Consider the following 11,655-nt stretch of genomic DNA (forward strand, 5'->3'; position numbering starts at 1 on the left):
GCACTGACTTCCCAGCAAGATCCCATTTTCAGCTTTTCAACCGCTGCGGTTGTTTCGCGCTGCGACCGCAGGTAAAATGAAATTTCGCTGGAGTCTTTAAGTGGCTGCTCCGTTCACAATTCTCTCCAATTCGCCAACGCCTCCGCCGGACGCCCATCCTCGTCCGTCGTGGCTGCGCGTGAAATTCTTTGGCGGCCCGAACTATCAGGATTTGAAGCGCATCATGCGCACCAACGACCTGCACACGGTTTGCGAAAGTGCGCGCTGCCCGAATATGGGCGAATGCTGGGAGCATCGCACCGCGACGTTCATGATTCTCGGAAACATCTGCACGCGCTCCTGCGGCTTTTGCGCTGTGCCTTCGGGAAAACCCATCGGTGCGCCGGACCCGGAAGAGCCCGCTCGTGTCGCGGAAGCCGTTGAAAAAATGGGCCTGCGCTACGCTGTGGTCACTTCCGTAGATCGCGACGATCAGCGCGACGGCGGCGCCGGCATTTTCGCGCGCACCGTGCAAGCGATCCATGAGCGCGTGCACGGCTGCAAAGTCGAAGTGCTCATCCCCGATTTTCGCGGCAATTGGAAGGCGCTCGCCACGGTCATCGAAGCCGGGCCGGAAGTCCTCGACCACAATGTGGAGACGGTGCCGCGCCTCTATCGTCGCGTGCGCAAAGGCTCAGTCTACGAACGTTCGCTCGAATTGCTGCGTCGCGCCAAGGAGATGGCTCCCGCGATGCCTACGAAAACGGGCATGATGCTCGGCCTTGGTGAAAAGCGCGAGGAAGTTCTCAGCGCCATGGAGGAAATCGCCCGGCAGCGCGTCGATATTCTCACGCTCGGCCAGTATCTCCAGCCCACGCGCGAGCATTTGCCGGTCGTGCGCTTCGTGCATCCTGACGAATTCGCCGAATACAAGCGGCTCGGCGGACAGATGGGTTTCAAGCATGTCGAAGCCGGCCCGCTCGTTCGCTCGTCCTATCACGCCTTCGAACAAGAAGCCGCCGCGCGAACCTAGCTTCTTCCCTACTGCGGCGTGCCCAGGAATTTCTCCGCAATTTGCTTCACGCGCGCCGCACACTCGGCGTCCGAAATCTCCAAATTTTCCGCCGCACGAAAATCCGCGGCGGCCAGCTCATTGCGCCCTAATTCCGTATAGAAATTGCCGCGCAAGAGCAGGAAAATCGGATTGTTTGGATATTTTTCGACGAGTGGCTGCAAGATTTCCAGCGCCCGCTCATATTGGAAATCATACGTGCGCAGGTTTTTCGCTAGATAAAATCGAGCATCCACGGGCGTCAGCTCCGCGTGCTCCATCGCATTCGTGAGTTGCGCAATTCCTTCCTTTTTGCTTCCCCCCGGAATTCCCATGAAAAACCTCAAAATCTTCACAAAGCTCGAAAGCGTATCAATATAGTAGTTATAGAGGCCAAGCCCCGTATCCTCGTCGGCGAGTGATGGGTCAAGTTTTTGCGCGCGTAAGAATTCCGTCCGCGCCGCGACGCCAGCATGCGCCGTATTTCGTCTCTCGAAACGTAAGCCATAGAGCCTCGCCTTCAGCGCCCAGCCGAGGCCGGCGTAAATGTGCATTTCCGCGGTGTCATTTTCTTGGATTTTTGATTCGGCGAGCTGCACTGCCTTGTCCGCAAGCGCCAGATATTCAGCGTCTCCTCGTTGCTTCGCGCGGCCCCATGCTTCAACCATTCCATATTTCACGTCCAGGTTTTGGCAATACATCTCCCACCAGCGCGCTTCTCCTTCGATTAAATAACCGAGCGGATCGTCAGGGTTTGTTTGTTCAATTTGCCGCGCCTGCGTAATACCACCGGGGAAATCGCCGCTATCGATCGTTTCGATGGCTTCTTGCGCGTCCGTGGGAACTGCAATTTGCCTGGATATTTTACCGCCCAAAAGCAAATGTGTCCTTGCTCCAGCAAATGTCGGCGTAATAGTTAAAAGGAGGGCAAGGCAAAAGAGCGTCGCGATCCTCACTCCATAATGCGCGGGTCGCGCGACCGGGGAATCCACCGAACAAGCCATGCGGCTGTAACGTACATCACGAAACATTCGAGCGCAAATGGAAGAAATCCCAGATAGCCCGGCGCCGGCATCTCGAAAATCTTGTAGCGCTGCAGGATCGGAAAAATGTAATGCCATTTCGCCGCCGCCCAGTAGTTCCAGAATTCCCAGAGCCAGCCGCACACCCATCCCGCGGCCAGCAGCGAATAAAATCGCGCCCGCCGTCCCCACGAAATGTCACCGAGCAGCGACGGCAACCCCAGCCTGTAATTCAGCGGATCGAGTGCCAAATAAAATCCCACCCACACCAGCGCGAAAAGGTATGCCGCAATGTGCCGCCACAGAATCAGCGGCAGCACAAGGCAAATCACGCCGATGCCCATCATGTTGCGGCAGAGTCTCGGCGAAATCGCCACTTCCTCGCGCCGCTTGAACCAGCCGAAAGATTCGATAAGCTCCGCCGTCTCTAGTATTCCCGGCGTAATCGTGGCAAAGGACCAGCAATATCCTAGCAATCCCCAGACCATCTCCCGGGGCACTCCCGTATAGTTCCAGTTCTCAAGCCGCAGGTTGTATGCCTCGAAAATCAGCCACAGCGGAATCGACAAAAGGGCCATCTGGAAAAAGTCTCGTGGTGCATTGCGTAGCCGAGAACGCCCGGTGATTGCCCACACTGCGGAGTCAACGATCAGCAGGTACGCCGACCACGCAATCGGCGTGAAATATGTCGCCACCGGCTCGATACCGCGAAACATGAGCCATTCCGCTCCCGCGAGCGCGGCAATTGCAAACCAGCCGGAGAGCGGATAACGCTTTTTGCGGCACCGCAAGAATTCCAGCACCAGAATCGCCAGCGTCGCCGCCGTAACAATGACTCCGAGTTTCACCATAGGCGCAAAAGTGTAGCGCAGTTCTCGCAAACTTTATCACCGGCGCATTCCGGTTCTTTGCTATCCTTTGGCGCCCGGCGTCATCTCATCCTTATGAACATGCGCCAGCCCATCAAACTTGAGCGTGGCCTCGGCCTGAAAGAAGCCACGGCCCTCAACATGATCGACATGGTGGGCATTGGCCCATTCATCGTCATTCCCCTGGTGATTAAAGACATGGCTGGCCCACAGTGCCTGCTCGCCTGGGCCGTCGGCGGTGTTCTCGCTCTTATCGACGGCTGCGTTTGGGCCGAACTCGGTGCCGCCATGCCCGAGGCTGGCGGCAGTTACGTGTACTTGCGCGAGGCTTACGGTCCCGCGAAGTGGGGCCGCCTGCTTTCCTTCCTCGTGATTTGGCAGACGATTTTTCAGGCGCCGCTCGTCATCGCTTCCGGCGCGATTGGCTTCGCTGAATATCTCGCCTACCTTGTGCCGCTCGGCTACTACAGCCAGAAAGCCGTCGCGGGTGCAGTCGTGATTGCTCTCGCGATTTTGCTGTATCGCCGCATCACGAGCATCGGTAAGATCTCCATGCTTCTGTGGATCGGCGTGTTTGGAACGATCCTTTGGCTGATCGCCGCGGGCCTAACGCACTTTCATCCCGCGCTCGCCTTCCGCTATCCCGCGCACGCCTGGAGCCTCAATTGGCTCTTTTTCGCCGCGCTCGGCAGCGCCACAATCCAAACGATCTATACCTATTGGGGCTACTACAACGTCTGCTTTCTCGGGGGCGAAATTCGCCAGCCTGAGCGAAACATTCCGCGCACGATTTTTCTTTCCATCATTGCCATTGGCATTCTGTATCTCGCTATGCAGACCTGCATTCTCGGTGTCGTGTCGTGGCAGGAAGCGCAGCATTCGGAATTCATAGTCAGTCTGTTTTTCCAGCGCATCTACGGCCCGCACGCGGCGCAATTCGCCACCATACTCATTCTGTGGATCGCTTTCGCCTCGCTTTTTTCCGCAACGCTCGGCTATTCGCGCATTCCTTATGCCGCAGCGCTCGATGGCAACTTTTTCTCCGTTTTCGGGCGCGTCCATCCCACAAAGCATTTTCCCCACGTTTCGCTGCTCACGCTCTGCGCCGTGGCCTTCATTTTCAGCCTGTCATTCAAGCTTGAGACGGTTATCACTGCGATTGCCGCCATGCGTATTCTGGTTCAGTTTGTCGGCCAGGCCGTTGGAGTGATTTTGTTGCGCTGGCGCTGGTCCGGCGAGCGTCTGCCCTTCAAAATGTGGCTTTTCCCCATTCCCGCCGGAATCGCTATAATCTTATGGCTCGCGCTTTTTGCGGCTACGGGCCGGCGAATGCTCTTTGGTTTGTTCGCCATTCTTGCCGGTGTCATCGTCTTTCTAATTCGGTCGAAGCATTCCAACCGATGGCCTTTTGCGGAGGCAACAGAATGAAAATTCGGGGGTACACAAATCTCGCGGCTGCGGTAGCCGCCATCCTTTTCTTGTCTCCGGTGGCGAGAGCGCAATCCGTCGCTCAGGTGGTGGATGCCATCGACCATGCGCGCATCACCACGCGCGTTCTTTACGTCACCGCCCATCCCGATGATGAGCACGCCGCCGTCCTGACGTATCTCTCCAAAGGACTCGGCGACGATGTGGCTCTCTGCTCCACGACGCGCGGTGAAGGCGGCCAGAACGCCATCGGCCCTGAACTCGGCCCCGCGCTCAAGATCCTTCGCACCGATGAGCTCTATCGCGCCACGCAGGCTTACGGCGCGGAGCTCTTCTTTACCCGCGTTCCCGACTTCGGATTCTCTAAGAGCGCCGACGAAACCCTGCGCATTTGGAACGGTATCGGCAAGGAGGATCTTGTCCGCATCATTCGCACGTTTCGTCCTGGCATAATCATCAATCAATGGGGTGGCGTCCACTCCGGCCACGGCCAGCACCAGGCCACCGGCATCATCACTTCGCAAGCGGCCGCAGCCGCCGCCGATCCCACGCAATATCCGGATCAATTGAAGGAAGGCCTCCGTCCTTGGACCGTCGCTCACGTCCTGCAATATGCGCGCAACGGTCAGGAAGATCAGCAAAGGGTTGTTAAGCTTCCTATCGGCAAAATCTCTCCGCTCTGGGGCCAGAGCTACTCCAATCTCGCCATGGTCGGCTTTGCCAACCATCGCTCGCAGGGCATCACGCGCATTCTCGACTCGCCTTTTTTCAGCCGTCCGGTTTCGCTGGTTGATCCCCAGGGCGGAGATATCAGCATCGACGACTTCACGCAGTCGCTCTTCTCCATTTCCAAGAACGCGAGTCAGATGGAAGTTCCCCTGGGTGCTGCCGATGGCGCGCTCGTCGCCGCGCGGCAAGCAGCCCTCCGCCTGGACTGGCCCTCCGCCGTGAAATATCTCGCTGCCGCCGGAAAAGAAATGGACAAGGCTATCGAGCAAGCCCGCAACTCCGCGACCGCGGACGCCGATGTTCTTTGGGAATTAAGGCAGCAGCGCCAGAAGATCGATAACGCTCTAGCCGAAGCTGTGGCTCTCAACGTGAATGCTGAGGCAGATCAAAATGCTCTCATCGCCGGCGGCAATTTTTCCGTGCGCGTTACTTGGAGATCTCGCAGCGATGTTGGCGCGGATATTTCCGCTCCCTCGCTGGAGACTCCTCAGGGTTGGAGAGTCACTCCTGCCGCTTCCCAGAACGACCAGCAAACCTTCATTTCGGAGATGTCTTTTCAAGTCAGCATTCCATCCGGGGCCACGCCTCCCGTATCGCCGCAGGACGCAATTTTGCCTTGGCCTCCTCCGCTCGTCGAAGCGCATATCACCGGCACGGCCGGCGGCTACACATTCTCCGTCGAAAAGCCGGTCATCTCCCGCGACTACACTTCAACAACCGTCGAAACCATGCCGCTCGAACTTGTTCCGGCTGTCACACTGACTGTCGACCCGCAGCAGATCATCCTGCCTGTGAATCGTTCCGCGAAGACGTTCCAGTTGCTCATGCGCGTCAGCTATCACGGAGCAGCCGCTGCGCAAGTCGCCCCCGGCGTTCTCGCTCCCGATGGCTGGACCGTCAGTTCCGTCGCACCTCTCGACTTCGCCAAGCCCGGCGACCGTCTGGTGCGCTTTTCCATAACACCTCCGGCCGGCATCTCCGAGTCAGCATACGTCTTGAAACCCTATGCGCGCCTGGGTGGCCAAACTTTCGCCACTTCTTACGAGGCGTTGCCTTCGCTTCCTTCGCGCCACGTCAGCGAACCGGTCGTCGCCACCGCGCACGTACTCGATCTCGCGATTCCGCAGCGCCTTCGCGTCGGTTACATCGCCGCGGGTATCGATCCCGTCCCGCAGTCGCTGCAGCAGCTCGGCATTGACGTCGATATGCTCGACGAAGCAGCTCTCGCTTTTGGCGACCTCAGCCAGTATGACGCCATCGTCGTCGGCATTCGCGCCTATGAACTTCGCCCCGATCTGATGAGCGCAAACAGCCGTCTGCTCGATTACGTCCAGCACGGCGGCACGCTCGTCGTTCAATACGAGCGCGACTTTGCCTGGAATAAGCTCCTCCCCGCGCCCTTTTCGGCCACGGAGGGCAAGCCGATGGACGGCCGTCCCGGCCAATACACCTCTGCTGAGCGTGTCACCGACGAAACTGCTGCGGTTCGTTTCCTCGATCCTTCCTGTCCTCTGCTGAATTTCCCGAACCGCATCACCGAGGATGATTTCAAGGACTGGATTCAGGAGCGCGGCCTTTATTTCTGGGGTCAGTGGGATCCGCGATACAAGGCTGTCTTCGCCATGCATGACCCCGGCGAGCAAGATGCCCTCGGCAGCCTTGTTTATGCGCACGACGGCAAAGGGATTTACATCTACACCGGCCTGGCGTTCTTCCGCCAGCTTCCGGCTGGCGTCCCGGGAGCCTATCGCTTGTTCGTCAACTTGCTGAGCGCCTCGAAAGCGGGAGCCCCGTCGCAATAAAATAGAAAAACGAAATCGTAACCGGCGCGTACGGCGCGGCTGGTCCGCGCATCGCCCGCCGCTGCGTGTTTCCACTTCGTCAACACACCACTCTCCCTCTGCTCAATCGCAAAAAACGCTTGTGCTATGCTCTGCTTGCACTTTGCATCGGCGGCCGATTTTTGTCTTCTTGCGGCCGCAGCCAAGGGGGAATCATGAAAAGCAAATCCGTATTGGTAATCGCAATGGTCGCTTTTTTTGCGCTGATACCTTCCGCTCAATCGCAGCAGAAGCAAAAAACTCCAGAGAGCATGATTCCGGAATCTCCCGCCGCTGTGGTTGCCCGGGAACTCGATCAGGACATTGGCAAAATGCTGGCCGCCTGGCAGTTGGGCAACATTGAGGAAATGCACAAATATTATGCCGACGACGCGACCTGGGTCTCTGGAGCTTATGCTCCGCCGATCGTGGGCTGGGACAACTACGTCGCCGTCTACAAGCAGGAAGTCAGTCGAATCTCCGGCGGGCAGCTCATTCGCCGCAACACCAATTTCTTCCATTACAACGACACCGCCTGGGTGTGCTATCAGTGGGAGTTCGATGCCAATGTGGATGGCCGCGCTTCAACCACGCGGGGACAAACAACTCTCGTCTTTGTAAAAGCCGGCAATCACTGGCTGATTGTCCACAATCACACTTCTCAAATCTACCCCTGAACGGGGCATTCGACGCAGGAACGGATCAGTTCAGTACGAAAATTAGAAGCTTTTTAATCCCTGCCAGATCCATAGACCAGCGCTCGTCAGCGCCAGTACGATCCAGACGATCATCACATTGCGGATGACGGGATTGATTCTTTCAATGCGCGCGACAATTTCTCGCTGCTCCCGTGCCAGTCCCTCTTCCGCTTTATCCAGAAAGATTTGATCACCTTCGCGTGTTTCCAGCGTCCCGCGGTAGATGATCAGGCAGAACCAGGCGACGAGAGCAACTCCACAGGCACTGAGAACGGCAAATAGGACCACGTTTTGCGTGTCCATCGTTGCCTCCATGCCCCGGGGCCGGAGGACTGCCCCAAAACCAACCCCGAAGGACCCTTCTAAGCCGGGATTATAGCACCGCGCTCGCCCGTGGCTGCTGCAAAATGCCGTTCGCCCCCTTCTATTAATGCGTTGGTAAACAAGTTGTGATTTGAGGTGCCTCGTTGACAAACGGCCCATCCGGCGGCAAAATCATTTCGCTGCAATTTGCCCCACGTTTGGCCCGGATGGCGGAATTGGCAGACGCGCCAGCTTCAGGAGCTGGTTCTCGCAAGGGAGTGGAGGTTCGAGTCCTCTTCCGGGCACCATTCATTGGCGAACGCCTCACGCATCGCTGGATAACTTGAGTGCAATCTCTCGAAGCCGCCGCAGATCCAGCTTCCCTGTGCCCAGGTACGGCAAATTCTCGATGCGTGCGAACTGATCCGCTCGCGGCCTCCAGAGCGCCGGCAATTCGCACTGCGCCAGGTGTTGCAGGCATTCAAGCAACGCTTCTTCCGGCAGCGTGTGCAGCACAAACAGCCGCTCACCCTTCTTCTCATCGGGAATCGATGTCACCGCAAACACCTGCTCCGCGCTCCCTGACAACTCCTGCAATTTTTCTTCGATTTTAATATGCGGCACCATTTCGCCGCCAATCTTGCTGAAGCGGTTCAGCCGGTCCGTAATCCGAATGAACCCATCTTCATCGATCGTCGCAATGTCGCCGGTGTTGTACCAGCCCCCCTGCAGCACTTCCGCCGTTTTCTCCGGTTGATTCAAATAACCATTCATCACGTTCGGCCCGCGCACAAAAAGCAAGCCCGATTGATCGCTACCGCGCGGCTCTTTTGTTTCCGGATCGAGAATCTTCGCGCTCATCCCCGGCAGCGGATGCCCGATGCTGCCTCGCTTCGCGCCCACTTGACGGAAATTCGCCGCGCGAAAATCCCGCGTATTCACCGCCACCACCGGCGAGCATTCCGTGCAGCCGTAACCTTCCAGCGGCCGGATTCCGAAATGATCTTCAAACGCCTGCGCAATGCGCTCCGGCATTTTTTCCGCGCCAGCCATGACGAATCGCAGGCTGCCGAAATCTTCCGGCGCGCAGCGTCGCGTGTACGTCTGCAAAAATGTTGGCGTGGCCAGTAGCATCGTGATCTTGTATCCGCTCACGAGCCCGCCAATCGTTCGCGAATCGAGCGGATTCGGATGGAACACCACTCCCACGCCCGCAATCAGCGGCAAGCAGAGCGTTCCTGTAAATCCAAATGAATGGAAGAACGGAAGTATCCCCAGGATGCGCTCGTCTTTGTACAGCAAGAAGACCTGCATCAGTTGCTCGACGTTGGCCCCAATGTTGTAGTGCATCAGCACAACGCCTTTCGGTTCTCCCGTCGAACCGCTCGAAAAAATGATCGTCGCTGTATCATCGAGCTGCGGTGCCCGCACGGCTCCTGCAATCTTCTCCACAATGCGCGCGGGAAAAAACAGCGCCGCAATCGCTGCGATCAGCTTCTCGCCGAAGCTGGGATTCGCCGCTGCTTCTTCGATGAAAATCGCCCGCGCCGGCGGTTTGACGTGCACGCGTTCCAGAAATTCCCGCGACGTAATCACCGTTTCCAGTTGGCATTGCCTCGCGCATGATTCCAGCGATTCATTCGACGCTGTGTAATTCAAGTTCACAGGGATTTTCCCCGCCAGCATTGCCCCCAGATTCGCCAGCGCCCCGCCCACCGAAGGCGGCAGCAGGATGCCCGTCATTTCCTGCCCGCGCCATTCGCTTCGCAGTCGTCGTGCCAGGAAAATTGCCTTTGCCACTGCGCTGATGGAACGCACCTTCGGCGTTCGTCCGTCGGCCATCGCCAGCCGCCTTGGATAACGCCTTGCCGTTTGCAGAATCGAACGGTGCAGCGTTTTCATGTAGCGCTTGCGGTGTTCAAACGCCTCGACGCCCACGTCCTGCACCGCCTGTCGCGCTTCCTGCGAAGTCGCCGTCGGTGGCAAAGGCTTGCCGAACGTGACGCTCACCGGATACGGAATCCGCCGCGGGAACTTCCAGAAGAAATGCCCTCTTGAGAAACTGAAAACGGATCCCCAGATGCCGTCGATATGCACCGGGATGATTGGCGCCTCCACGCCTTTCATGATTCGTTCCATTCCCCGGCGAAAGGGCAGCATCTGCCCGATCCGCGTCATTTGCCCTTCGGGAAAAATGCAGACTACGTCTCCGTTGTGCAGAGACTCGGTCGCTTCGCGCAGCGAATGAATCATTTCCCGCGGGCGCTGTTGCGGCGAAATCGGAATCACGCGGAGAATCTTCGCGAACGGCCGGATTAGCGGATGCTCGTAAATATCCTTGAACATCAGAAACCGCACGAATCGGTCTGTCGACGCGATCAGCAGCGCCGCATCCACGAACGAAGCGTGGTTTGGAACCAGCAGCGCCCCGCCTTTTTCCGGAACATTCTCTCGTCCGCGAACCTCGATGCGGTAAATCGTGTGCGTCGCCAGCCACAGCAAGAGTCGCAGCAGAGAATCGGGGAGCAGATAGAGAAGGTATGCGCCGGCGAAAAGCGTTGCTATCGCTGCCCAGAAGAAAATCGCCGCCGGTCCCAGATGCAAGAAACTTGTTAGGACGTAATAAACTCCCGACGCCGCAAATATGCCGACAAACGACAGAAGATTTGCCGTCGCAATCACTCCGCCTTTGTTTGCTTCGTCCGGCCGGTGCTGAATCAGCGCATTCACCGGCACGACGAAAAATCCTCCAGCGAATCCCACCGCAGCCAGCAGCACGAGCACCGTCGCAAACGGAAGCCCCCGCGCTGCCAGCGCAAAGGCAAACCCGGTCATCCCCATCGCCCCCAGCGGCACGAGTCCATATTCGATTTTCCCGTCGGAAAAATATCCTGCAGCCAGGCATCCCAGTCCGATTCCCACTGCCGCTCCTGCTTGCAGAATTCCATCGTGAAAATCGCTCGTTCGCAGCACGTACTTCCCATAAAACACGATGTCGAATTGCAGCAGCGCGCCGAAAAACCAGAAGTACGTATTTCCCAGCACGGCAAGCCACAGTACGCGGTCCCGGCGGATCAATCTCCCTTGCGACCATAAATCGCCCAGAAAATTCGCCCGGAATTTCTTCTCGACATCCGCCGCCGGTACGCGCGTGATCGTGTAACTCGTCGCCAGTCCCAGCATCGAACAACCGAAAAAGATCAGCCCCGGGATTTCTTGCCGCGTGCGGAAAAAATCGGCCATGAACGCGCCTGCCACGCTTCCCGCGATGATCGCGAGAAACGTTCCCAGCTCCAGTACGCCATTCCCCCACGAGAGCAATTTTTCCGGCAGCAGTTCCGGCAGGAGTCCGTACTTCGAAGGCCCGAAAAGAGCGCCCTGCGTGCTCGCCAGAAACACGCACAAAAGCGCCAGGTTCAGGCTGTGCCAGGCAAACGCCGCCGTCGCCAGCAGCATCAGCGTAATTTCAAAATATTTGATCCAGATGGTGACGCTTCTTTTGCTGAATCGGTCGGCCAGGTATCCGCCGCTCATCGAAAAGATAATAAAAGGAAGGGAAAAGAGCGCGCCGACAAGCAGGACTTTCCGGTCCTCGTTGGTTTTGCTCAGGTTCATTCCGAGGACCAGATAAATGACGAAATACTTCAGCCCGTTTTCGTTGAACGCTCCCTGGAATTGCGTCGCAATCAGGCTCCAGAAACCGCGCCGCCATCGGGACTTTTCCGGCATCGTATCCTCTCTTCAGGAAACGCGGGC

Annotated in this window: 8 protein-coding genes and 1 tRNA gene; 5 read left to right on the plus strand and 4 right to left on the minus strand. The window is 57.6% G+C overall.

Features of this window, described 5'->3' with window-relative positions; all coding sequences use genetic code 11:
- Positions 1-100: 100 nt before the first annotated feature.
- Positions 101-1,012, plus strand: coding sequence for a lipoyl synthase (lipA, locus tag VGR81_04655; protein ID HEV2288225.1), 912 nt, complete (start codon positions 101-103; stop codon positions 1,010-1,012).
- A gap of 8 nt (positions 1,013-1,020) precedes the next feature.
- Here lipA and VGR81_04660 read toward each other — a convergent pair whose 3' ends face one another.
- Positions 1,021-1,905: a hypothetical protein gene (locus VGR81_04660; GenBank protein ID HEV2288226.1), complete on the minus strand. Its 885-nt coding sequence runs from the start codon at positions 1,903-1,905 to the stop codon at positions 1,021-1,023.
- A gap of 77 nt (positions 1,906-1,982) precedes the next feature.
- Entirely contained in the window at positions 1,983-2,933 is a 951-nt protein-coding gene (locus VGR81_04665) for a hypothetical protein (GenBank protein HEV2288227.1), read from the minus strand.
- 63 nt (positions 2,934-2,996) lie between these two features.
- Here VGR81_04665 and VGR81_04670 point away from each other — a divergent pair, with 63 nt between their 5' ends.
- The 3 genes from VGR81_04670 (at position 2,997) to VGR81_04680 (ending at position 7,575) form a co-directional block, all read left to right on the plus strand.
- On the plus strand, positions 2,997-4,349 hold the full coding sequence (locus VGR81_04670; protein HEV2288228.1) for an amino acid permease: 1,353 nt from the start codon (positions 2,997-2,999) through the stop codon (positions 4,347-4,349).
- Positions 4,346-6,880 (plus strand): PIG-L family deacetylase, encoded by a 2,535-nt coding sequence (locus VGR81_04675; protein ID HEV2288229.1) that lies wholly within the window; start codon positions 4,346-4,348, stop codon positions 6,878-6,880. The genes VGR81_04670 and VGR81_04675 overlap by 4 nt, the downstream gene beginning before the upstream one ends.
- Positions 6,881-7,074: 194 nt before the next feature.
- Complete coding sequence (locus tag VGR81_04680) at positions 7,075-7,575, plus strand: nuclear transport factor 2 family protein (protein ID HEV2288230.1); 501 nt, start codon at positions 7,075-7,077, stop codon at positions 7,573-7,575.
- 42 nt (positions 7,576-7,617) lie between these two features.
- On the opposite strand, the gene VGR81_04685 is transcribed toward VGR81_04680, so the two are convergent.
- Positions 7,618-7,899 (minus strand): hypothetical protein, encoded by a 282-nt coding sequence (locus tag VGR81_04685; GenBank protein HEV2288231.1) that lies wholly within the window; start codon positions 7,897-7,899, stop codon positions 7,618-7,620.
- Positions 7,900-8,120: 221 nt separating this feature from the next.
- Between VGR81_04685 and VGR81_04690 the strand changes: the two genes are divergently transcribed.
- Positions 8,121-8,207: transfer RNA gene (locus tag VGR81_04690), tRNA-Leu, on the plus strand.
- Positions 8,208-8,223: 16 nt separating this feature from the next.
- Here the strand turns inward: VGR81_04690 and VGR81_04695 are convergent.
- A complete protein-coding gene (locus VGR81_04695; GenBank protein HEV2288232.1) occupies positions 8,224-11,628 on the minus strand; it encodes an acyl-[ACP]--phospholipid O-acyltransferase in 3,405 nt (1,134 codons plus the stop codon).
- Positions 11,629-11,655: the final 27 nt, after the last annotated feature.

It is taken from the genome of Candidatus Acidiferrales bacterium (assembly GCA_035934015.1).
Classification (GTDB): Bacteria; Acidobacteriota; Terriglobia; order Acidiferrales; family UBA7541; genus DAHUXN01.

Coding starts and splice junctions, on each gene's coding strand:
- VGR81_04670 (HEV2288228.1), top strand. CDS start 2,997: ATGAACATGCGCCAGCCCATCAAACTTGAGCGTGGCCTCGGCCTGAAA.
- VGR81_04675 (HEV2288229.1), top strand. CDS start 4,346: ATGAAAATTCGGGGGTACACAAATCTCGCGGCTGCGGTAGCCGCCATC.
- VGR81_04680 (HEV2288230.1), top strand. CDS start 7,075: ATGAAAAGCAAATCCGTATTGGTAATCGCAATGGTCGCTTTTTTTGCG.
- VGR81_04685 (HEV2288231.1), bottom strand. CDS start 7,899: ATGGACACGCAAAACGTGGTCCTATTTGCCGTTCTCAGTGCCTGTGGA.
- VGR81_04695 (HEV2288232.1), bottom strand. CDS start 11,628: ATGCCGGAAAAGTCCCGATGGCGGCGCGGTTTCTGGAGCCTGATTGCG.